Consider the following 20,756-nt stretch of genomic DNA (forward strand, 5'->3'; position numbering starts at 1 on the left):
AAGGCCGCTCCTACAGGAAAACGCATAACCCTTGTAGGAGCGGCCTTGTGTCGCGATGGGCTGCAAAGCAGCCCCGGCAATTTTCAGGTCGCCGCCAACCCTGCCAGCAAAAGCCGCTGATACAGCTCTTCCTTCAATCCCTGCGGAGCGGCCAGCCCCATCCGCCCCAGGTGCCCTTGATACCCCTCCGGCCCCGGCGCATCCAACGCTGCCTTGCCCAGCTCCAGCACCTCGCTCAGCTTGAACTTGCTCTTCAACCAGTTCAGCGCCCGCAACAGGTCGCGCTCTTCAGCCGTGAAGTCCGTCCCCATCGGATACTCCGGGAACAGCCGCGCATGCCGCGCCCTGATCGCCTCCAACCGCTGCGGCGTATTGTCAGTAAAGCGAGCGTCCAGCTCAAAATCCTTGGGCAGCTTGCCGGCCTCTTTTGCCTGCTCGATGAGCCCCTGCTGGAAACGCGAATCGCTCACCGCCAGCAACCGCGCAATTACCTCGCTGTCGGTCTGCCCACGCAAGTCGGCAATGCCGTATTCGGTCACCACGATATCGCGCAGGTGCCGGGGTATGGTGCAGTGGCCATACGTCCAGAACAGGTTTGAAGTCACCTCCCCGCCTGCCTCGCGCCAGCTGCGCAGCAGCAGAATCGAGCGCCCTCCCTCTAGCGCATGGCCTTGGGCGACGAAGTTGTACTGCCCGCCCACGCCACTGAGCACGCGGCCGTCTTCCAGCTGATCGGCCACCCCGGCGCCGAGCAAGGTCATGGCGAATGCCGTGTTGATGAAGCGCGCATCGCGGCGCTGACGTCGCTTGAGTTCTTCCTGCCCGTACAGCTCGTTGATGAAGCTGATACGGGTCATGGCAAACCGCGCGCGCTGTTCGAGTGGCATCTCCCTCAACCGCTGGTAGAACGCCTGCGGGCCAAGGAAAAAACCGCCATGCACCACTGGCCCTTCGTCATCGGCCGGGCGCCGCAGCAGGCCTGCTTCGGCCAGTACCAGCAGGCCATTGACGAACATCTCGCTGCAGCCGTACAGGCCTTGGGCAAACGTCCCCAGCCCCCCTTCGCGCTCGATCAGCGCATGCCACGGGCCCGTATCCAGCTCGTCGAGCAAGGCGCGGTAGCCTGCGTTGTCACCCTGGCGGGCCAGCAACGCGGCGGCAACTGCATCGCCCATTGCACCGATGCCGATCTGCAGGGTGCCGCCATCGCGTACCAGTGTGCTGGCGTGCAAGCCGATGCAGTGGTCCTGGGTGCCCACCGGCATGTTCGGTGTGGAGAACAGGCGACGTTGCTCGGCCTCGTCGATCAACAGGTCGAACGCATCGATGGGCAGTTCCGCATCGCCGGGCATGTAGGGCAGTTCGGCGTGCACCTGGCCGAGCATGAGGATGGTCTCGCCGGCCGCGCGGCGCTTGGCGATCATCGGCAGCAGGTCGAGGGTGATGTCGGGGTTGCAGGCAAGGCTCAGGTGAACAGGCCTTTCAGGTGTGGCGGCCACCAGTTGCGCGACCAGGTTCAGGCCCTTGGCGTTGATGTCGCGTGCGGCGTGGCTGTAGTTGCTGCTGATGTAATCCTGCTGGGCAGCCTCGCTGTGCAGCAGGCTGCCGGGCTGCATGAAAAACTGCTCGACGCGGATGTTCGGCGGCAGGCTGTCATTGCGCAGGTCGGCAAGGTAGTCGAGCTCTTCGTAGTCGGCGAAGACGCGCTCGACGAAGGGTTCGAGAAAGCGCCGCTGCAGGCCGTCGCCCAATGGTGGGCGGCCGAGGGACAGCGCCGTGTAGATAGTCAGCCGCCGCTCGGGCAGCTCGCGCACCCGGGCGTACAGGGCGTTCACGAAAGCATTAGGCTTGCCCAGGCCCAAAGGCAGGCCCATGTGGATATGGGCCGGCAGCCGGGACAAGACCTGCTCGACAGCCTGGTCGATGGAGCAGAGGTGCATCGGGACCTCCTGAGACATCCATGGGTTCAGGGGTTGGACATGGCACTGGCGGGTTGGTTGCCTGTGCCCGCGAAAGGGCCAGCACAGGCACCACAAAAACAAAGCCCGCCATCAACGGCGGGCCTGATGCAATTCAGCTGTGTCTTACAGCCCGGACATCTTCTTGATCGCCCCTTTCAGGTCGTCATCCGAGCAGTCCGCGCAGGTGCCTTTGGGCGGCATGGCGTTGATGCCGGTAATGGCCTTGGCCAGGATGCCATCCAGGCCGCCCTGGTGGTCGGCGCGTTCTTTCCACGCGGCGGTATCGCCCACTTTAGGCGCACCAAGCAGCCCGGTGCCATGGCAGGCATTGCAGTGCTTGGCGATGATCTCATCTGGGGTCTTGGCACCCCCGCCCCCCGCTGCAACAGCCACTTCCATGCCTTTGCATTCCTGGCCCTGGACGCACACCTGGCCAACCGGCTCCAGGCGTTTGGCAATGTCGTCATTGGTCGCAGCGGTTGCGCTCATTGCCCAGAGGGCGAATACGGCTGCTGGTACGGCCAGCATCTTCTTGATTTGGTTCACGCGAACACCCTCATGGTGGCTAATCACGCTCGCGGCCACGGAACGGCGAGCGTTGAAAAGTATAGCGGGAACCCAGAGGCCGTGAAACGACCCTACACGGGAAAGGGGTATTGCCGAATCAATGCACTGCGCTGGATCAAAAGTTTGAAGGCGTCGCCGCACTGATCAGGCGCGCAGGCTGGTTGAAAGGGTTGCGAAAGCGGTGCGGACGCGTGCTTTCGAAGTAGTAGCTGTCGCCTTCTTCCAGGATGAAGATCTCGTTGCCGACCACCAGCTCCAGCCGCCCTTCGAGCAGGATGCCGGTTTCCTCGCCGTCATGGGTGAGCATCTCGGCACCGGTGTCGGCACCTGGCGGATACACCTCGGTGAGAAACGCGATGGCACGGTTGGGGTGCGACTTGCCCACCAGCTTCATGGTCACCGCGCCGTCCGAGATATCGATCAGCTCGTGGGCCTTGTAGACGATCTGAGTGGGGCTTTCAGGTTCCAGCTCGACCGAAAAGAACTCGACCATCGACATGGGAATGCCGCTCAGCACCTTGCGCAGCGAGCTGATGGAGGGGCTCACGCTGTTCTTCTCGATCATCGAGATGGTGCTGTTGGTCACACCGGCACGCTTGGCGAGTTCGCGCTGGGACAGGCCCTTGAGCTTGCGGATGGCTTGCAGTCGTTCGCCGACGTCCAAAGCTGGAGCCTCCTGAAACGGTGGAAAGGGGGGTGGATGTGAACGATATCATGGCAATGCCGTTCAGTATTTACAACACACCGCCCCTCAACCTGTCCGCTTCAGCGTGTCATTCGCCGATGTAGTCCCGCGATACCCGCTTCAGGTTGCAGAAGATCTGGTAAGGAATAGTGCCCGCGTGTGCGGCCACTTCGCTGGCCAGCACCTGCTTGCCCCACAATTCGACCGGGCTGCCGACGGTGGCTTGCGGCACGTCGGTCAGGTCGATGTTGAGCATGTCCATCGACACCCGGCCGATCAGCTGAGTGCGCTGGCCGGCGACCAGCACAGGGGTGCCGTTGGGTGCCTGGCGCGGGTAGCCATCGGCATAGCCCATGGCGACCACGCCAACACGGGTTGGCCGTGGGCTGACGAACTTGGCGCCGTAGCCCACCGGCTCGCCGGCAGGCAGCTCGCGCACGCTGATGACCCGCGATTGCAGGGTCATCACCGGTTGCAGGCGTGCGGCCTGGGCCTGGGGCACTTCGAACGGCGTGGCGCCGTACAGCATCAGGCCTGGGCGTACCCAATCGCCGGGCGCTTGCGGCCAGCCCAGCACGCCGGGCGAGTTGCGCAGGCTGCACTCGGCAGCCAGGCCCTGGCGGGCGGCTTCGAACACGGCGATCTGCTGGGCGGTAGCGTCGGCATCCAGTTCGTCGGCGCGGGCGAAGTGGCTCATCAGCACGATGCGCGAAACCTTGCCGCTGGCCAGCAGGCGCTGGTAGGCGTCGTGGTAGTCCTTGGGGTGCAGGCCGACGCGGTGCATGCCGCTGTCCAGCTTCAGCCAGACGGTGAGCGGCTTATGCAGCTGGGTTTTCTCGATGGCTTCCAGCTGCCACAGCGAGTGCACCACGCACCACAGGTCGTGCTCGGCAATCAGCGCCAGCTCGCTGGCTTCGAAGAAGCCTTCCAGCAACAGCACCGGGGCCTTGATACCGGCGGCGCGCAACTCCAGCGCCTCTTCGATGCAAGCCACGGCAAAGCCGTTGGCTTCGGCCTCCAGGGCCAGGGCGCAGCGTACGGCACCGTGGCCATAGGCGTCGGCCTTGATCACGGCGAGGGCTTTGGCACCGGTCAGTTCACGGGCCAGACGGTAGTTGTGGCGCAGGGCCTGGAGGTCGATCAGGGCGCGGGCGGGACGCATGGCGGCTGCCTTATGGTGGTTCGGGTTGAAATCGGTATTGGATTCTTCGCGGGCTCGTCCGCTCCCACAGGAGCATCACAGGTATTGAAGACTGTGCAGTACCTGTGGGAGCGGGCGAGCCCGCGAAAAGGCCGGTACAGGCTATTACTGCTGGTGAACCGGCGCGCCCTGCCCGTGCTTGGTCGCTTCCCGGCTGTTGCCATAACGGGAAATGTCCAGGCCTTCGGCACTGATCTGCGGTTTCTTGCGCGCAATCAGGTCGGCCAGCAGGCGACCGGAGCCGCACGCCATGGTCCAGCCCAGGGTACCGTGACCGGTGTTCAGGAACAGGTTGCGGAACGCCGTGGCACCAACGATCGGTGTGCCGTCCGGGGTCGCCGGACGCAGCCCGGTCCAGAAGCTGGCCTGGCTCAGGTCACCGCCGCGAGGATAAAGGTCGTTGACGATCATCTCCAGCGTTTCGCGCCGACGCGGGTTCAGCGACAGGTCAAAACCGGCAATTTCAGCCATGCCGCCAACCCGGATACGGTTGTCGAAACGGGTGATCGCGACCTTGTAGGTCTCGTCGAGAATGGTCGAAGTCGGGGCCATGTCGCCGTTGGTGATCGGTACGGTCAGCGAGTAGCCCTTCAGCGGGTACACCGGCGCCTTGATGCCCAGCGGCTTGAGCATCTGCGGCGAGTAGCTGCCCAGCGCCAGCACGTAGCGGTCGGCGGTTTCCAGCTTGCCGTCGATCCACACGCCATTGATGCGGTCGCCCGCGAAGTCCAGGCGTTGGATGTCCTGGCCAAAACGGAACTCCACACCCAGCTTGATGGCCATGTCGGCGAGCTTGGTGGTGAACATCTGGCAGTCGCCGGTCTGGTCGTTAGGCAGGCGCAGGGCGCCGGCCAGAATGTCCTTCACGCCAGCCAGGGCGGGTTCGACGCGGGCAATACCCTCGCGGTCCAGCAGTTCGTAAGGCACGCCAGACTGCTCGAGCACGGCAATGTCCTTGGCCGCGGCATCCACCTGGGCCTGGGTGCGGAACAGCTGGGTGGTACCCAAAGAGCGGCTTTCATAGGCAATGCCGGTTTCGGCGCGCAGTTCGTCCAGGCAGTCGCGGCTGTACTCGGACAGGCGCACCATGCGCTCCTTGTTCACCGCGTAACGGCTGGCGGTGCAGTTGCGCAGCATCTGCGCCATCCACAGGTACTGGTCGACGTCGCCGGTGAGCTTGATGGCCAGGGGAGCGTGGCGCTCCAGCAGCCACTTGATGGCCTTCAGCGGCACGCCTGGGGCGGCCCAGGGCGAGGCATAGCCGGGCGAGATCTGGCCGGCGTTGGCAAAACTGGTTTCCATGGCCACCGCCGGCTGGCGGTCAACCACCGTCACTTCGAAACCTTGCCGGGCCAGGTAGTAGGCACTGGCGGTTCCGATTACACCGCTACCAAGTACCAGAACTCGCATCGTTATATCCCTCACACGCGGCACGCCGCAGACTTTTATTGATATGGCATGAATGGGCGCAGTATAGGAATTTGAGACCAGTGCAATTCACTATATAAAAGCCTATTATTGGCGAGAATTCTCGGCAAAATCGCCTTTCACGGAGGGGCATCCCCTATGAGAACCCAGCACCAGAGCAAGCGTGAACTGGACAAGATCGACCGTAACATCCTGCGGATCCTGCAGAATGACGGGCGTATTTCCTTCACCGAACTGGGCGAGAAAGTTGGGCTGTCCACCACCCCTTGCACCGAGCGGGTTCGCCGTCTGGAGCGCGAGGGCATCATCATGGGCTACAACGCCCGCCTGAACCCGCAGCACCTCAAGGGCAGCCTGCTGGTGTTCGTGGAAATCAGCCTGGACTACAAGTCGGGCGACACCTTCGAGGAGTTCCGCCGCGCGGTGTTGAAGCTGCCCCACGTGCTGGAATGCCACCTGGTGTCAGGTGACTTCGACTACCTGGTGAAGGCGCGCATTTCGGAGATGGCGTCGTACCGCAAGCTGCTTGGCGACATCCTGCTGAAGCTGCCGCACGTGCGCGAATCGAAGAGCTACATCGTGATGGAAGAGGTTAAAGAAAGCCTCTGCCTGCCGATCCCGGACTGAGGCTAGACCAGCACCTGGCGGGTGGTGGCAATGAACTGGTGCACGAGCTGCTCGGCTGCGGGCTCGATCATCGGCTCAGGGCCACGGCCACGCGGGCAGGCCATGCGTGGCGTGGTGCCAAAAAGGCGGCAGATCATCGGGCGCTCTTCATACACCGTGCAACCGTTGGAGCCTAGGTGCACACAGTCCAGGCGCTCCAGGGCAGCTGCCTGCTCGGCCTGGGACTTGCGCGGCAGGCGGGCCATTTCTTCTGTCGACGTGGTGACCGGGCCGCAGCAGTCGTGGCAGCCGGGCTCGCACTCGAACGAGGGAATGAGTTCGCGCAGGAAGTGGATCTTGTGACGGTTGCAGGACATGGCTGAGGTTGCTTTCATCCGGGTAAAGCTTGTGAGGAGCTGGAGGCGTTGAGCCTGATAATTCTGCCAGTTGTGGGTAAACAAACCTTCACTTCAAACTGACAAAAACGGCTACCCATTCCAGCTAAAAGAGCTTGGCTCATGAACCACATTCTACTCTTTTACAGCGGCAGTAAGCTTGCTGTGCTGAAAAGCACCCAGGAGATGCAACGGATCTTCCGGTCACGGGACCTGACCCTCGCCGAAATGAAAACCATGGACGTTGCCTTGGCCGCCCTGGATCACAGACAAACGCCTGTACTGCTCGCGGCAAACAAAGCCCGACAATCTTTCGCGTTCACGCCTTTTGGTCATATGTGCACTACAAGTACAGTGAACATCGGGTTCACCGGGGAACTGCTGGATCGAGCCAGTGGATGCTATCTGCTTGGCGCTGGTCATCGCAGCTATAGCCCTGCATTGATGCGTTTCCAAAGCGCCGACACTCAGAGTCCGTTCCTCAGGGGTGGGATCAATGCATATGGCTACTGCTCAAGCGACCCACTCAACTACTCAGATCCATCGGGGCAAGTCAGATGGCGTGACCTCAAGAGTATTCGCCGGATTTTCCAGAACGATCGCAGCCAGACTCCAGCACAGCCTACCCTTCCTCCCTACTCCCCGGCCTCCTCCGAAGCAATTGCCACAGAAAACAGACCATCCCCACCAACGTATTTTGGTTGGGGCGAGCCACCACCGCAGTACGATCAGCTTGCGCCACAGATGATCAACGGCAATCAGACAAGGCCGTACAGCGTAATCCCAAAGAATGGGGAGCTGGTTCTGGAGATGCACAATGGCAATACAAGGGTGGTCAACTCACTTGTTGAGATTACGCAGGCAAACGCTCAAGCCAGGAACCCTGCACTCCCGGCGGCTACCGCACTAAAGGCATCGAACACTTTGGTCCGCATGAGTAGAAACAACCTGCCCACGCAAACCGACAACGGGATTCTTGCTGCGATAGGAACTGCTCACCAGTTGTACGACATCCGTGGCGTCGGCACTATAGATGCGCCCGACCCAACGCAATCACTATCCTTACCGCTCAGGAGAACCAGACGCGCTTGAATGGTCGCTTGGTTGCCCCCTCTTGATCCCGAGCTTATCCTCCATTTTTGGCCGATAAACACAGGACCAACCCCATGATCCACAGCGCGCAGCATGCCGCCTCCTACTACGCCGCCAGCAGCGCGCCACACCCTGACTACTCCTTCCTGCAGGGCGAGCACAGCGCCGATGTATGCATCGTCGGCGGCGGCTACTCGGGCCTGAACACTGCCATCGAACTGGCCGAACGCGGCCTGTCGGTCATCCTGCTGGAAGCGCGCAAACTGGGCTGGGGCGCCAGCGGGCGCAATGGCGGGCAGTTGATCCGCGGCGTCGGCCACGGCCTGGAACAGTTTCTGCCGGTAATAGGCGAGGAAGGCGTGCGCAGCATGAAGCTGATGGGCCTGGAGGCCGTGCAGATCGTCCGCGAGCGGGTCGAGAAGCATGCCATCGCCTGCGACCTGACCTGGGGCTACTGCGACCTGGCCAACAAGCCGGCCGAGCTGCTGGGCTTTGCCGAAGACGCCGAAGAACTGCGCAGCCTGGGCTATGCGCACGAGCTGCGGCTGGTCGGCAAGGACGATATCCACAGCGTGGTCGGCGCCGACTGCTATGTGGGCGGGCTGATCGACATGGGCTCTGGCCACCTGCACCCGCTCAACCTGGCCTTGGGGGAAGCGGCCGTGGCCAGCCGCCTGGGTGTGAAGCTGTTCGAACAGTCCGAGGTTACCCGCATCGACTATGGCCCCGAAGTGCAGGTGCATACCGCCCAGGGCCGGGTACGCGCCAAGACCTTGGTGCTGTGCTGCAACGCCTACCTCAATGGCCTCAACCGCGAGCTGGGCGGCAAGGTGCTACCCGCCGGCAGCTACATCATCGCCACCGAGCCGCTGGGCGAAGAGCGCGCCCGCGCGTTGTTGCCGCAGAACATGGCGGTGTGTGACCAGCGCGTGGCGCTGGATTACTACCGGCTGTCCGCCGACCACCGCCTGCTGTTCGGCGGTGCCTGCCACTATTCAGGCCGCGACCCGAAAAACATCGCCGCCTACATGCAGCCCAAGATGCTCAAGGTGTTCCCGCAGCTGGCCGACGTGCGCATCGACTACCAATGGGGCGGCATGATCGGCATTGGCGCCAACCGCCTACCGCAGGTTGGCCGCCTGGCCAGCCAGCCGAACGTGTATTACGCCCAGGCCTACTCAGGCCATGGGCTCAACGCCACCCACTTGGCCGCGCGGCTGCTGGGCGAGGCCATCAGTGGCCAGGAAAGCGGGCGTTTCGATCTGTTCGCCAAAGTGCCGCATATCACCTTCCCCGGCGGCAAGCACCTGCGCTCGCCGCTGCTGGCGCTGGGCATGCTGTGGCACAGGCTTAAAGAGCTGATCTGAAAACTGACGAGGTCGGCGTCGGAGCGGCCTTGCGTCTCGTTGTTAGTCTTTCCAGAAGGGTTTACGCCCTTCGGTACGGGCCTGCTCCCAGCTCAGCCCGACATCGCGCAACTCGTCATCCGTCAGCTGCAGCAGCGCCCTACGGGTGTGCCAGCGATGCAGCATCAGCCCCCAACGCCCAAGCCCTTCCGGCGCTTTGAATACCTTGGCCTGCTGCCCGGCTTCCAGTTCCCTGGCCATCAGTTGCAAGCGCACATCGCTCATGCCGCCCATCACCGCACCCTCTCGTTCAGTTGATACCGTGGAGACAGGATGCGCGTCGGCACCATCGACAATACAGATCCAATACAGCCTTATTATTCCCATACAGAATTAGCCGTCGGCCGACTGAATGCTGTATTTTCAGCCCAACTGTACCGGTCGCTATGCCAATGCAGCGCAGGAGTATGCCGTGACCCTCTACCTGAACCTGGCCGAACTGCTCGGCGCCCGTATCGAGCAAGGCCTTTATCGCCCCGGCCAGCGCCTGCCATCGGTGCGCGCCCTGAGTGTGGAACACGGAGTAAGCCTGAGCACCGTGCAGCAGGCCTATCGCATGTTGGAAGACGGCGGCATGGTCTCGCCCAAGCCCAAATCCGGCTACTTCGTCAGCGACCACCGCCACCTGCCAGCCCTGCCCGCCGTAAGCCGCCCGGCCCAGCGCCCGGTGGATATCTCGCAGTGGGAACAAGTGCTGGAGCTGATACGCAGCACGCCGCGCCAGGATGTGGTCCAGCTCGGCCGTGGCATGCCCGACATCAACAGCCCTACCCTCAAGCCGCTGTTGCGTAGCCTGGCTCAGTTGAGCCGGCGCCAGGACATGCCTGGCCTGTATTACGACAACATCCACGGCAACCTGGCCCTGCGTGAGCAGGTGGCGCGGCTGATGCTCGACTCCGGTTGCCGCCTGAGCCCGGCCGACCTGGTCGTGACCACCGGTTGCCACGAGGCGCTGTCGTGCAGCATTCGTGCGGTCTGCGAGCCAGGCGACATCGTCGCGGTCGACTCGCCCAGCTTCCACGGTGCCATGCAAACCCTGAAGGGCCTAGGCATGAAGGCGCTGGAAATCCCCACAGACCCGGTGACCGGCATCAGCCTGGAGGCGTTGGAACTGGCGCTGGAACAGTGGCCGATCAAGCTCATCCAGATCACCCCCAGCTGCAACAACCCGCTCGGCTACATCATGCCCGAGGCCCGTAAGAAGGCCCTGCTGAGCCTGGCCCAGCGCTACGACGTGGCGATTCTGGAGGACGATGTGTACGGCGACCTGGCGTACACCTACCCGCGCCCGCGTACGCTCAAGTCGTTCGACGACGATGGCCGCGTGCTGTTCTGCAGCTCGTTTTCCAAGACCCTCGCCCCCGGCCTGCGGGTGGGCTGGGTGGCGCCCGGGCGCTACCTGGAGCGGGTGCTGCACATGAAGTACATCAGCACCGGCAGCAGCGCCAGCCAGCCGCAGCTGGCCATCGCCGACTTCATCGCCGGCGGCCACTACCAGCCCCACGTGCGGCGCATGCGCAGCCAGTACCAGCGTGGCCGAGACCTGATGAGCGAATGGGTAACCCGCTACTTCCCGCCGGGCACCCGCGTCAGCCGCCCCCAGGGTGGCTTCATGCTGTGGGTGGAACTACCCGAACATTTCGATACGCTGCGCCTGAACCGGGCTTTACTGGAGCAAGGTGTGCAAGTTGCGGTGGGCAGCATCTTCTCGGCTTCGGGCAAGTTTCGCCACTGCCTGCGCATGAACTTCGCCGCGCGGCCGACGCCGCAGATCGAGGCTGCCGTGCGCAAGGTAGGGGAAACCGCCCTTCGTCTACTGGATGAAGAAAGCGCCGACGCGTAACTTTGCGCCGCCCGCGACGGTCCAACCCCAAAGCCCTTGCTGCACAGGACGATCCACCCTTGAGACTCCAGCACGCCTTGCCTCTGCTGCTGGTGCTGCTCGGCCTTGCCGGCTGCGCCAGCGTCAGCTCGCCCCGCGAAACCAGCCAGGCGCTGCCCGCCAATGACTCCGCCTTCGGCCGCTCGGTACTGCGCCAGGCAGCACCCTACGGCGGCCGTTCGGGCTTTCGCCTGCTGCCCAACAGCAATGAAGCGTTCCGCGCCCGTGCCGAACTGATCCGCAACGCCCAAGCGAGCATCGACCTGCAGTACTACATCGTCCACGACGGCCTCAGCACCCGCGCCCTGGTGCATGAACTGCTGCGTGCCGCCGACCGTGGCGTGCGTGTGCGCATCCTGCTGGACGACACCACCAGCGACGGCCTGGACACCATCATGGGCACCCTCGATGCCCACCCCAACATCCAGATCCGCGTGTTCAACCCGCTGCACCTGGGCCGCAGCACAGGCGTAACGCGCGCCATGGGCCGGCTGTTCAACCTGTCGCGCCAGCACCGGCGCATGCACAACAAGCTGTTCCTGGTGGACAACAGCATGGCGATTGTCGGCGGGCGTAACCTGGGCGACGAGTATTTCGATGCCGAGCCCAACCTCAACTTCACCGACATCGACCTGCTGGGTATAGGCCCGGTGGCCGAGCAGCTGGGGCACAGTTTCGACCAATACTGGAACAGCGCCCTCAGCCGGCCGATCACCGACTTCCTCTGGCATGAGCCGGATGCCAACGACCTGCGTGCCAGCCGCCATCGCCTGGAAGTGTCCCTGGCCGAGGCGCGCACCCAGCGCAAAGCCCTGTACGACCGCTTGATGGCCTACCAGTCGCAACCGCGCCTCGATGTGTGGCGCAACGAGCTGATCTGGGCACACGCCCAAGCGCTATGGGATGCCCCAAGCAAGGTGTTGGCCGACGACGAGCCAGACCCGCAACTGCTGCTGAGCCAGCAACTGGCACCAGACCTGGCCAACGTGCACAGCGAGCTGATCCTGGCTTCGGCCTACTTTGTGCCGGGTGAACCGGGGCTGCTGTACCTGACCGGCCGCGCCGACGCCGGCGTTTCGGTGAAACTGCTGACCAACTCGCTGGAAGCCACCGACGTGCCGGCGGTGCATGGCGGCTATGCACCCTATCGCCGGGCCTTGCTTGAGCACGGGGTGGAGCTTTACGAGCTTCGCCGCCAGCCAGGCGATCCCAGCGCAGGGCGGTTGAGCTTCCGTGGCAGCTCCGATTCGAGCCTGCACACCAAGGCGATCGTTTTCGACCGGCGCAAGACTTTCATAGGCTCGTTCAACTTCGACCCACGTTCAGTGCTGTGGAACACCGAGGTCGGGGTGCTGGTAGACAGCCCGGAGCTGGCCGAATACACCCGCGAACTGGCCCAGCAGGGCATGGCGCCCGCGCTGAGCTATCAGGTGAAATTGATGGGTGACAAGCTGGTGTGGGCCACCGAGGACAATGGCCAGCGGCACGTACTGACGTCTGAACCGGGTGGAATGTGGCGGCGGTTCAATGCCTGGATCAGCAAGGCGGTTGGCTTGGAGAAGATGTTGTAGTTGCCATCTTTGGGGCTGCTTGCGGCCCCAAAATCCATCAGGCAGAAACCGGTTCAAACGCCCCACGCCGCTGGGTCAACACCACAAGCCCCGCAGCCCCGGCCGCCATCAGCCACAGCAGCGCATGCCCGCTGACCCACTGGCTCCCCGCCCCCGCCAGCAACGGCCCGAGCAGGCAACCAATACCCCACAGCTGCGCAACATGGGCGTTGGCCCGCACCAGCGCATCATCACGGTAGCGCTCGCCAATCAGCACCAGCGACAAGGTGAACAAGCCCCCTGCACTGGCCCCGAACAACACCCACAACGGCCAGATCGCCGGGGTATGCAGCAAGAGCGGAATCGCCAGGCTGGACACCAGCAACGTCACCGCGCAGCCGGTGAACAGGGTGCGGCGCGACATATGATCGGCCAACGCGCCGATGGGCAACTGCAGCACCGCATCCCCCACCACCACGGTACTGACCATGAACAGGGCGATCTCGGTGGTGAAGCCCTGCTGCAGGCAATACACCGGCAGCAAGGTAAGGATCATCGCCTCGAACGAAGCGAACAGGGCAATGGCCCAGGCGATCACCGGCAAACGCCGGCAGAAACGGAACAGGTCGCCGAAGGTAACGTTGCAGGCTTCCGTGCTGGGTGCACCGCCACGCCCCAACAGGATCAGCGGCGCGACCAGCAGCAGGCCCGTCGCGGCCCAGAAACCGAAGTCGTCATCGGAGCCGAGAAAGCCCAGCACCAACGGCCCGGCAAGCTGGCTCAAGGCGTAGCTGCTGCCGTACAACGCCACCAGGCGGCCACGCCATTGCTCGACCACCAGCTGGTTGATCCAGCTTTCGCCGAGGATGAACACCACGGTCAGGGACATGCCGATCATCAGCCGCAGCAGCAGCCACAGCGGGTAGCTTGGCAACAGGGCCAGCAGGCCGATCGACAGCGCCCCACCCCACAGGCACAGGCGCATCGCCGAGGGCACGCCAACCCAGCCTGCCAGGCGGCTGGCCAGGCTGGCACCGGCCAGTACGCCCAGCGCCGGCATCGCCGCCATCACACCGATGGCAAAGCTGCCGTAGCCCCAGGCCTCCAGGCGCAGGGACACCAGCGGCATGCTCACGCCAAGCGCCAGCCCGACACTGAGCACCGATGCCAGTACGGCGAAGTAGGTACCCCAACGCATTGCAGCCTCCCAGGCAGAATTCGTGAACAGCAAAAACGACGAAGCCGGGTCAGCGTGAGCCGACCCGGCTATTGTTGGGGCTGCTGTGCAGCCCATCGCCGGCAAGCCAGGCTCTCACAAGTACAACGGAGGCCTTGCGGGCTGCGAAGAACCTGTGGGAGCTGACTTGCCGGCGATTGGGCCGCAACGCGGCCCCCTGGAGTTACAGCTTGATCCAGGTCGCCTTCAGCTCGGTGTATTTCTCCAGCGCATGCAGCGACTTGTCACGGCCGTTGCCCGACTGCTTGAAGCCACCGAACGGTGCGGTCATGTCGCCGCCGTCGTACTGGTTGACCCAGACGCTGCCAGCGCGCACGGCACGGGCGGTCTTGTGGGCCTTGGAAATGTCCGAGGTCCAGATGCCAGCCGCCAGGCCATAGGGCGTGTCGTTGGCAATGGCGATGGCTTCTTCGGCGGTGTCGAAGGCAATCACCGACAGCACCGGGCCGAAGATTTCTTCCTGGGCAATGCGCATGGCGTTGGTCACGCCGTCGAAGATGGTCGGCTCGACGTAGGTGCCGCCAGTCTCTTCCAGGGTGCGCTTGCCGCCGGCCAGGAGCGTGGCGCCGTCCTTGTGGCCAGCCTCGATGTACGACAGCACGGTGTTCATCTGCTGGGTGTCAACCAGGGCACCGACCGTGGTCTGTGGGTCCAGCGGGTTGCCTGGTTTCCAGCCTTTCAGGGCCTCGACCACCATCGGCAGGAACTTGTCCTTGATCGAACGCTCGACCAGCAGGCGCGAGCCTGCGGTGCACACTTCGCCCTGGTTGAAGGCGATGGCGCTGGCAGCGGCTTCGGCAGCAGCTTGCAGGTCCGGCGCGTCGGCGAAGACGATGTTCGGGCTCTTGCCACCGGCTTCCAGCCAGATGCGCTTCATGTTCGATTCGCCTGCGTACACCATCAGCTGCTTGGCGATCTTGGTCGAACCTGTGAACACCAGGGTGTCGACGTCCATGTGCAGGGCCAGGGCCTTGCCTACGGTGTGGCCATAGCCTGGCAGCACGTTCAGCACGCCAGCCGGGATACCGGCTTCGATCGCCAGCTGGGCAATGCGAATGGCGGTCAGCGGCGATTTTTCGGACGGTTTGAGCACGACCGAGTTACCGGTGGCCAATGCAGGGCCGAGCTTCCAGCAGGCCATCAGCAGCGGGAAGTTCCACGGTACGATGGCACCGACCACACCTACCGGCTCGCGGGTAACCAGGCCAAGCTGGTCATGCGGGGTCGGGGCGACTTCGTCGTAGACCTTGTCGATGGCTTCGGCAGTCCAGTGAATGGCTTGAGCCGCACCCGGGATGTCGATGCTGGAGGAGTCGCCAATCGGCTTGCCCATGTCCAGGGTTTCAAGCAGCGCCAGCTCTTCAACGTTCTTGCGCAGCAGGTCGGCGAAGCGGATCAGCTTGGCCTTGCGCTTGGCCGGGGCCAGTTGCGACCACACACCGGCGTTGAAGGTGGCGCGGGCGTTTTCCACAGCGCGGTTGGCATCGGCCAGGTCGCAGCTGGCAACCTTGGCCAGGAAGCGTCCGTCGACCGGGCTCAGGCACTCGAAGGTTTCACCGGATGCGGCATCGGTGTATTCGCCGTTGATGAAGGCGCGGCCTTCGATCTTCAGTTGCTGGGCACGTTGTTCCCAGTCCGCACGGGTCAGGGTAGTCATACGAAACTCCTCCTCTTGTTTAGGTGCAACGCCGCACTGAGGACTCACAGGCGTTGTCAGAATTCTGGCCGGGCGACGAGCGCACACTGGCAAGCGATACCCTAAACCAGCCGGTGTAAACTATCAATATATTTGACACGAAAGGCTCAAAAGCCTACTGATGTTCATTTTATTAAACAAAAACAGGAGCCGCACCATGAGAATCGACAGCATCATCGACTTCGCGCAGGTCATCACCGAGGCCGAACGCTACCGCCCGGCGGCGGAGAAAATCCTCAAGGGCGAGCCAGACCAGGCGGTCTACAACCACTACTCCAGCCCTTGCGGGCAGTTTGCCGCAGGCGTGTGGGAAGGTGAGGTGGGGCAGTGGACGGTGAACTACACCGAGCACGAGTACTGCGAAATCGTCCAGGGCGTTTCGGTGCTGCGCGACCAGGATGGCGGGGCCAAGACCCTGCGTGCCGGTGATCGGTTTGTCATCCCTGCCGGGTTCACGGGCACCTGGGAAGTGCTGGAGCCTTGCCGCAAGATCTATGTGATGTTCGAGCAGAAGTAAGGCCCGCGAAGACACCCTGACAGACATAAAAAAACCCGCGTCCTTTCGGAAGCGGGTTTTTTTCAGGTCGCCGATCAATTACTTGATCTTGGCTTCCTTGTACACCACGTGCTTGCGAACAACCGGATCATATTTCTTGATCTCGATTTTGTCCGGGGTGGTGCGCTTGTTCTTGTCGGTGGTGTAGAAGTGGCCGGTACCGGCACTCGAAACCAGACGGATCAATTCACGCATGATGTTCTCCCTTAAACCTTGGCGCCAGCTTTACGGATGTCAACCAGAACGGCGTCGATGCCGCGCTTGTCGATGATACGCATGCCCTTGGCGGAAACGCGCAGACGCACGAAACGCTTCTCGGATTCAACCCAGAAACGGTGGTGCTGCAGGTTCGGCAGGAAACGACGACGGGTTTTGTTGTTTGCGTGGGAAATGTTGTTCCCGGTTACTGGACCCTTACCAGTAACTTGACAGACTCTCGACATGACTCAGCCCTCTAAAACCACATGCCCAACCCGGCATGGGTTGGCCGCTTAATCTCTCAGTCTTTGGCGCCTGGGCGCCGTGATTCTGGAGGTCTTATCGACCGGATCCGCTTATGCGACAGGCCGAGCCCCTAGAAAAGAGCGCTGCTTTATACCAGAAAGACTTGCCTGCAACAACAGTAGATACACATTGCCGCAAGCCAGAACGCGCCGGGCCAGCATAGCGGCAGGCCCCGTCAGCCGTCGACCGCTCGTCGCCAGATTTGTAAAAAAGGGTGTGGTCATTTACCGGCAGGCACACTAGGGTAGGCCTTTTCCAGACTGCACTGGCAGATGGGCCACCGACAGCCAAGGAGCCACCATGCGTGCTGCCGCCCTTTCCTTATTGTTCAACTCACTGTTCGCCGCCGGCGCCCTGTTCGCTGCCGGCGTAGCCCAGGCCGCGCCGCTGAGCGTTTGCAGCGAAGCCAGCCCCGAAGGCTTCGACGTGGTGCAGTACAACTCGCTGACCACCACCAACGCCACAGCTGACGTGCTGATGAACCGCCTGGTGGAGTTCGACGCGGCGCAAGGCAAGGTGGTGCCGAGCCTGGCAGCCAGCTGGACAGTGTCGGCCGACGGCCTGGTGTATGATTTCACCCTGCGCGATGGCGTGAAATTCCACACCACCCCCTACTTCAAGCCAGGCCGTGAGCTGAACGCCGACGACGTGCTGTTCAGCTTCCAGCGCATGCTCTACCCCGCCCATGCCTGGCACAAGACCGCACCGGGTGGCTACCCGCATGCCCAGTCGCTGCAACTGGGCAGCCTGATCAAGGCAATCGAGGCGCCGGCGCCAAACACCGTGCGCTTTACCCTCAGCCACCCGGACGCCACATTCCTGGCCACGCTGAGCATGGGCTTCGCCTCGATCTACTCCGCCGAATATGCCGACAAGCTGCTGAAGGCCGGCACGCCCGAGAAGCTCAACAACCAGCCGATCGGCACCGGGCCGTTCGTCTTCCAGCGCTTCCAGAAAGACGCCGTGGTGCGCTATCGCGCCAACCCTGACTACTTTGCCGGCAAGCCGGCGGTCGACCCGCTGATCTTCGCCATTACCACCGATGCCAACGTGCGCCTGCAGAAGCTCAAGCGTGGCGAGTGCCAGGTGGCCCTGTCGCCCAAGCCGCTGGACATTGCCGAAGCAGGCAAGGACGGCAACCTCAAGGTGGCCACGACCCCGGCATTCATGACTGCCTTCGTCGCCATCAACAGCCAGCACCCGCCGCTGGACAAACCGGAAGTGCGCCAGGCCATCAACCTGGCGTTCGACAAGCAGGCCTACCTCAAGGCCGTGTTCGAAGGCTCCGCAGTGGCCGCCAACGGCCCCTACCCGCCCAGCACCTGGAGCTATGCCAAGGACCTGCCCGGCTACCCGCTGGACCTGAAGAAAGCCAAGGCCCTGCTGACCAAGGCCGGCCTGGGCGATGGCTTCAGCACCACCATCTGGACCCGCCCGTCGGGCAGCCTGCTCAACCCCAACCCCAGCCTTGGCGCGCAGATGCTGCAGGCCGACCTGGCCAAGATCGGCGTCAAGGCCGAGATCCGCGTAATCGAATGGGGCGAGTTGATCCGCCGCGCCAAGGCCGGCGAGCACGACCTGCTGTTCATGGGCTGGGCGGGCGACAACGGCGACCCGGACAACTTCCTCAGCCCGCAGTTTTCATGCGCTGCGGTCGAGTCGGGGACCAACTTTGCGCGCTTCTGCGACAACCGCCTGGACCAACTGATCAGCGCCGGGCGCACCACCAACGACCAGAGTGTGCGTAGCCGGCTGTACCAGCAGGCGCAGACGTTGATCCAGCAACAGGCGCTGTGGGTACCGCTGGCGCACCCGAAGGCGGCGACGCTGCTGCGCCAAGGTGTGGAGGGGTACCAAGTGAGCCCCTTCGGGCGGCTGGATTTCAGCAAGGTGTCGGTGACCAAGTAACCCTGTGCTGGCCCCTTTGCGGGCTTGCCCGCGAAAAGGCCAGCACAGGCAGTACCAAGGCCTAAGCCACAATCCACCCATGCTCGACCATCGACAACGGCTCCCCGTCGCCGATGATGATGTGGTCCAGCACCCGCACGTCGATCAACGCCAACCCCCGCTTCAGCGACAAGGTCAGATGCACATCGTCCTGGCTCGGCTCGTTGTGGCCTGAAGGATGGTTGTGGCACAGGATCAGCGCCGCCGCGTTGTGCAGCAGTGCCCGGCGCACTACCTCCCGTGGGTAGACACTGGCCCGGTCTATCGTGCCCCTGAACAGGATCTCAAACGCCAATGGGCGGTGCTTGGTATCCAGAAACAGGCAACCGAACACCTCACTGATCTCATGGCGCAACATGGCCTTGAGATAGCGCCGCACCGCCGCTGGGCCCTCTAGCGCCGGTGCGCGCTCGAGGTTCTCATCCAGATAACGCCGGCCAATCTCCAACAGCGCCTGTAACTGTGCGTACTTCACGGTGCCAATGCCCGGCTCGCGCAGCACCGCTTCGCGTTCGGCCTCAAGAAACTGCCTAAGCCCGCCAAAACGCACCAGCAGCCCTCGCGCAAGGTCCAGCACATTGCGCCCGGCAACCCCCGAGCCCAGCAATACGGCGAGCAACTCTGCATCCGAGAGCGCAGCAGCCCCGCGCAGCAGCAACTTCTCCCGCGGCCGTTCTTGCGCCGGCCATTCCCTGATATTCATCCCCGCCCCCTGCCCTTGCTGCGGCCCATTTCGACCCTGTGTTAATCTATTTCGCCTCGTACATGCGACGTACTGCCGCAGGCAATATCAAACGTCGCCGCCCGCTCTCACTGGAAAAAGGCAAGCCTATGCAGCGGCTGTATCGCAAGCGCATCGTTCTCGGCGTAGGTGGCGGCATTGCCGCCTACAAAAGCGCCGAGCTGATTCGCCGTCTCCTGGAGCACGGCGCGCAGGTGCGCGTCGTCATGACCCGTGGTGGTGCCGAGTTCATCACCCCGCTGACCCTGCAGGCGCTGTCGGGCCACCCGGTGCACATGGACCTGCTTGACCCTGCCGCCGAAGCGGCCATGGGCCATATCGAACTGGCCAAGTGGGCCGACCTGGTGCTGATCGCCCCGGCCACGGCCGACCTCATGGCGCGCATGGCCCAAGGCATGGCCGACGACCTGCTGACCACCCTGGTGCTGGCCACTGACGCCACCGTCGCCGTGGCCCCGGCCATGAACCAGGCCATGTGGCGCGACCCGGCTACCCAGGCCAACCTCGAACTGCTCAAGAGCCGTGGCATCCAGGTGTTCGGCCCGGCGTCCGGCAGCCAGGCCTGTGGCGACGTGGGCCTGGGCCGCATGCTCGAAGCCACCGACCTGGCCTGGTGCGCCGCAGAAAGCTTCAAGCGCCAGGCGCTGACCGGCAAGCACGTGCTGATCACCGCCGGCCCGACCCAGGAAAACATCGACCCGGTGCGCTACATCACCAATCATAGCTCCGGCAAGATGGGCTTCGCCCTGGCCGAAGCGGCTGCCGAGGCCGGGGCTCGGGTCACCCTCGTTACCGGCCCTGTGCACCTGCCAACCCCCGACCGGGTCAGCCGCATCGACGTGGTCAGCGCGCGGGACATGCTCGCGGCCTGTGAAGCGGCCATGCCGTGCGACCTGTTCATCGCCTCGGCGGCGGTTGCGGACTACCGCCCGGAGGTCGTTGCCACGCAAAAGTTGAAGAAAGATCCTACGACCGGCGACGGCATGCTGCTGCAGATGGTGCGCAATCCCGATATCCTTGCCACCATTGCTGGCCGCAGCGACCGCCCGTTCAGCGTCGGCTTCGCCGCCGAAACCGAACACCTGCTCGATTACGCCACGCGCAAGCTCAAGGACAAGAACCTCGACCTGATCGTCGCCAATGATGTGGCCAACCCCAGCATCGGCTTCAACAGCGAAGAAAACGCCTTGACCGTGATCGACCGCCAGCAGCACCAGACCCTCTTCGCGCAGACCAGCAAGGGCAAGATCGCCCGGCAACTGGTCGCCTTCATCGCCGATCGGCTCAACCAGGTTCAATAA

Annotated in this window: 20 protein-coding genes; 8 read left to right on the plus strand and 12 right to left on the minus strand. The window is 63.3% G+C overall.

Annotated features, from left to right (window positions below; all coding sequences use genetic code 11):
* Positions 1-83: 83 nt before the first annotated feature.
* The 5 genes from SB765_RS07275 to dadA form a co-directional block, all read right to left on the minus strand.
* Positions 84-1,940, minus strand: coding sequence for an acetyl-CoA hydrolase/transferase C-terminal domain-containing protein (locus SB765_RS07275; RefSeq protein WP_410931132.1), 1,857 nt, complete (start codon positions 1,938-1,940; stop codon positions 84-86).
* Positions 1,941-2,084: 144 nt separating this feature from the next.
* On the minus strand, positions 2,085-2,489 hold the full coding sequence (locus tag SB765_RS07280) for a c-type cytochrome (RefSeq protein WP_033692624.1): 405 nt from the start codon (positions 2,487-2,489) through the stop codon (positions 2,085-2,087).
* A gap of 154 nt (positions 2,490-2,643) precedes the next feature.
* Positions 2,644-3,192 carry a cupin domain-containing protein gene (locus tag SB765_RS07285; RefSeq protein ID WP_016489803.1) on the minus strand — a complete coding sequence of 183 codons (549 nt, stop codon included), beginning with the start codon at positions 3,190-3,192 and terminating at the stop codon, positions 2,644-2,646.
* A 109-nt stretch (positions 3,193-3,301) separates the two neighbouring features.
* Positions 3,302-4,375, minus strand: coding sequence for an alanine racemase (gene alr, locus SB765_RS07290; RefSeq protein ID WP_410931133.1), 1,074 nt, complete (start codon positions 4,373-4,375; stop codon positions 3,302-3,304).
* Positions 4,376-4,519: 144 nt separating this feature from the next.
* Positions 4,520-5,824, minus strand: coding sequence for a D-amino acid dehydrogenase (gene dadA, locus SB765_RS07295; protein WP_019472517.1), 1,305 nt, complete (start codon positions 5,822-5,824; stop codon positions 4,520-4,522).
* A gap of 156 nt (positions 5,825-5,980) precedes the next feature.
* On the opposite strand from dadA, the gene dadR reads away from it, so the two are divergent.
* The gene (dadR, locus tag SB765_RS07300; protein WP_003258963.1) at positions 5,981-6,469 is read left to right on the plus strand and encodes a transcriptional regulator DadR; all 489 of its coding nucleotides are present in this window, start codon (positions 5,981-5,983) and stop codon (positions 6,467-6,469) included.
* Positions 6,470-6,471: 2 nt separating this feature from the next.
* Here the strand turns inward: dadR and SB765_RS07305 are convergent, their stop codons facing one another.
* On the minus strand, positions 6,472-6,825 hold the full coding sequence (locus SB765_RS07305; protein WP_341797118.1) for a YkgJ family cysteine cluster protein: 354 nt from the start codon (positions 6,823-6,825) through the stop codon (positions 6,472-6,474).
* A 141-nt stretch (positions 6,826-6,966) separates the two neighbouring features.
* Between SB765_RS07305 and SB765_RS07310 the strand changes: the two genes are divergently transcribed.
* Positions 6,967-7,935 carry an RHS repeat-associated core domain-containing protein gene (locus SB765_RS07310; protein ID WP_410931134.1) on the plus strand — a complete coding sequence of 323 codons (969 nt, stop codon included), beginning with the start codon at positions 6,967-6,969 and terminating at the stop codon, positions 7,933-7,935.
* A 74-nt stretch (positions 7,936-8,009) separates the two neighbouring features.
* The gene (locus tag SB765_RS07315; RefSeq protein WP_410931135.1) at positions 8,010-9,302 is read left to right on the plus strand and encodes an NAD(P)/FAD-dependent oxidoreductase; all 1,293 of its coding nucleotides are present in this window, start codon (positions 8,010-8,012) and stop codon (positions 9,300-9,302) included.
* A 42-nt stretch (positions 9,303-9,344) separates the two neighbouring features.
* Here SB765_RS07315 and SB765_RS07320 read toward each other — a convergent pair whose 3' ends face one another.
* Entirely contained in the window at positions 9,345-9,575 is a 231-nt protein-coding gene (locus tag SB765_RS07320) for a DUF1127 domain-containing protein (protein ID WP_410911804.1), read from the minus strand.
* A gap of 178 nt (positions 9,576-9,753) precedes the next feature.
* On the opposite strand from SB765_RS07320, the gene SB765_RS07325 reads away from it, so the two are divergent.
* Complete coding sequence (locus SB765_RS07325; protein ID WP_174370591.1) at positions 9,754-11,184, plus strand: aminotransferase class I/II-fold pyridoxal phosphate-dependent enzyme; 1,431 nt, start codon at positions 9,754-9,756, stop codon at positions 11,182-11,184.
* A gap of 59 nt (positions 11,185-11,243) precedes the next feature.
* Complete coding sequence (locus SB765_RS07330) at positions 11,244-12,794, plus strand: phospholipase D family protein (RefSeq protein ID WP_410931136.1); 1,551 nt, start codon at positions 11,244-11,246, stop codon at positions 12,792-12,794.
* Positions 12,795-12,831: 37 nt separating this feature from the next.
* Here the strand turns inward: SB765_RS07330 and SB765_RS07335 are convergent, their stop codons facing one another.
* The gene (locus SB765_RS07335; protein WP_016502221.1) at positions 12,832-13,971 is read right to left on the minus strand and encodes an MFS transporter; all 1,140 of its coding nucleotides are present in this window, start codon (positions 13,969-13,971) and stop codon (positions 12,832-12,834) included.
* Positions 13,972-14,173: 202 nt separating this feature from the next.
* Positions 14,174-15,667, minus strand: coding sequence for an aldehyde dehydrogenase (locus SB765_RS07340; RefSeq protein ID WP_049275895.1), 1,494 nt, complete (start codon positions 15,665-15,667; stop codon positions 14,174-14,176).
* A gap of 196 nt (positions 15,668-15,863) precedes the next feature.
* On the opposite strand from SB765_RS07340, the gene SB765_RS07345 reads away from it, so the two are divergent.
* Positions 15,864-16,223 carry a cupin domain-containing protein gene (locus SB765_RS07345; protein ID WP_019472525.1) on the plus strand — a complete coding sequence of 120 codons (360 nt, stop codon included), beginning with the start codon at positions 15,864-15,866 and terminating at the stop codon, positions 16,221-16,223.
* A 78-nt stretch (positions 16,224-16,301) separates the two neighbouring features.
* Here SB765_RS07345 and rpmG read toward each other — a convergent pair whose 3' ends face one another.
* Positions 16,302-16,457, minus strand: a complete 156-nt coding sequence (gene rpmG, locus SB765_RS07350; protein WP_003253507.1) for a 50S ribosomal protein L33 — start codon at positions 16,455-16,457, stop codon at positions 16,302-16,304.
* An 11-nt stretch (positions 16,458-16,468) separates the two neighbouring features.
* Entirely contained in the window at positions 16,469-16,705 is a 237-nt protein-coding gene (rpmB, locus tag SB765_RS07355) for a 50S ribosomal protein L28 (RefSeq protein ID WP_003253504.1), read from the minus strand.
* Between the two features lie 361 nt (positions 16,706-17,066).
* On the opposite strand from rpmB, the gene SB765_RS07360 reads away from it, so the two are divergent.
* Positions 17,067-18,674, plus strand: a complete 1,608-nt coding sequence (locus tag SB765_RS07360) for an ABC transporter substrate-binding protein (RefSeq protein WP_084967367.1) — start codon at positions 17,067-17,069, stop codon at positions 18,672-18,674.
* 61 nt (positions 18,675-18,735) lie between these two features.
* Here the strand turns inward: SB765_RS07360 and radC are convergent, their stop codons facing one another.
* Positions 18,736-19,416 (minus strand): RadC family protein, encoded by a 681-nt coding sequence (gene radC / locus SB765_RS07365; protein WP_410911808.1) that lies wholly within the window; start codon positions 19,414-19,416, stop codon positions 18,736-18,738.
* A gap of 128 nt (positions 19,417-19,544) precedes the next feature.
* Here radC and coaBC point away from each other — a divergent pair, with 128 nt between their 5' ends.
* On the plus strand, positions 19,545-20,756 hold the full coding sequence (coaBC, locus tag SB765_RS07370) for a bifunctional phosphopantothenoylcysteine decarboxylase/phosphopantothenate--cysteine ligase CoaBC (protein WP_016489816.1): 1,212 nt from the start codon (positions 19,545-19,547) through the stop codon (positions 20,754-20,756).

The sequence above is a fragment of the Pseudomonas sp. SIMBA_067 genome (assembly GCF_046534675.1).
Taxonomy (GTDB): Bacteria; Pseudomonadota; Gammaproteobacteria; order Pseudomonadales; family Pseudomonadaceae; genus Aquipseudomonas; species Aquipseudomonas putida.

What these genes read in the sequence shown, in the direction of transcription:
- SB765_RS07275 (WP_410931132.1), bottom strand. Translation starts at nt 1,940, where the DNA reads ATGCACCTCTGCTCCATCGACCAGGCTGTCGAGCAGGTCTTGTCCCGG.
- SB765_RS07280 (WP_033692624.1), bottom strand. Translation starts at nt 2,489, where the DNA reads ATGCTGGCCGTACCAGCAGCCGTATTCGCCCTCTGGGCAATGAGCGCA.
- alr (WP_410931133.1), bottom strand. Translation starts at nt 4,375, where the DNA reads ATGCGTCCCGCCCGCGCCCTGATCGACCTCCAGGCCCTGCGCCACAAC.
- dadA (WP_019472517.1), bottom strand. Translation starts at nt 5,824, where the DNA reads ATGCGAGTTCTGGTACTTGGTAGCGGTGTAATCGGAACCGCCAGTGCC.
- dadR (WP_003258963.1), top strand. Translation starts at nt 5,981, where the DNA reads ATGAGAACCCAGCACCAGAGCAAGCGTGAACTGGACAAGATCGACCGT.
- SB765_RS07305 (WP_341797118.1), bottom strand. Translation starts at nt 6,825, where the DNA reads ATGTCCTGCAACCGTCACAAGATCCACTTCCTGCGCGAACTCATTCCC.
- SB765_RS07310 (WP_410931134.1), top strand. Translation starts at nt 6,967, where the DNA reads ATGAACCACATTCTACTCTTTTACAGCGGCAGTAAGCTTGCTGTGCTG.
- SB765_RS07315 (WP_410931135.1), top strand. Translation starts at nt 8,010, where the DNA reads ATGATCCACAGCGCGCAGCATGCCGCCTCCTACTACGCCGCCAGCAGC.
- SB765_RS07320 (WP_410911804.1), bottom strand. Translation starts at nt 9,575, where the DNA reads ATGGGCGGCATGAGCGATGTGCGCTTGCAACTGATGGCCAGGGAACTG.
- SB765_RS07335 (WP_016502221.1), bottom strand. Translation starts at nt 13,971, where the DNA reads ATGCGTTGGGGTACCTACTTCGCCGTACTGGCATCGGTGCTCAGTGTC.
- SB765_RS07340 (WP_049275895.1), bottom strand. Translation starts at nt 15,667, where the DNA reads ATGACTACCCTGACCCGTGCGGACTGGGAACAACGTGCCCAGCAACTG.
- SB765_RS07345 (WP_019472525.1), top strand. Translation starts at nt 15,864, where the DNA reads ATGAGAATCGACAGCATCATCGACTTCGCGCAGGTCATCACCGAGGCC.
- rpmG (WP_003253507.1), bottom strand. Translation starts at nt 16,457, where the DNA reads ATGCGTGAATTGATCCGTCTGGTTTCGAGTGCCGGTACCGGCCACTTC.
- rpmB (WP_003253504.1), bottom strand. Translation starts at nt 16,705, where the DNA reads ATGTCGAGAGTCTGTCAAGTTACTGGTAAGGGTCCAGTAACCGGGAAC.
- SB765_RS07360 (WP_084967367.1), top strand. Translation starts at nt 17,067, where the DNA reads ATGCGTGCTGCCGCCCTTTCCTTATTGTTCAACTCACTGTTCGCCGCC.
- radC (WP_410911808.1), bottom strand. Translation starts at nt 19,416, where the DNA reads ATGAATATCAGGGAATGGCCGGCGCAAGAACGGCCGCGGGAGAAGTTG.
- coaBC (WP_016489816.1), top strand. Translation starts at nt 19,545, where the DNA reads ATGCAGCGGCTGTATCGCAAGCGCATCGTTCTCGGCGTAGGTGGCGGC.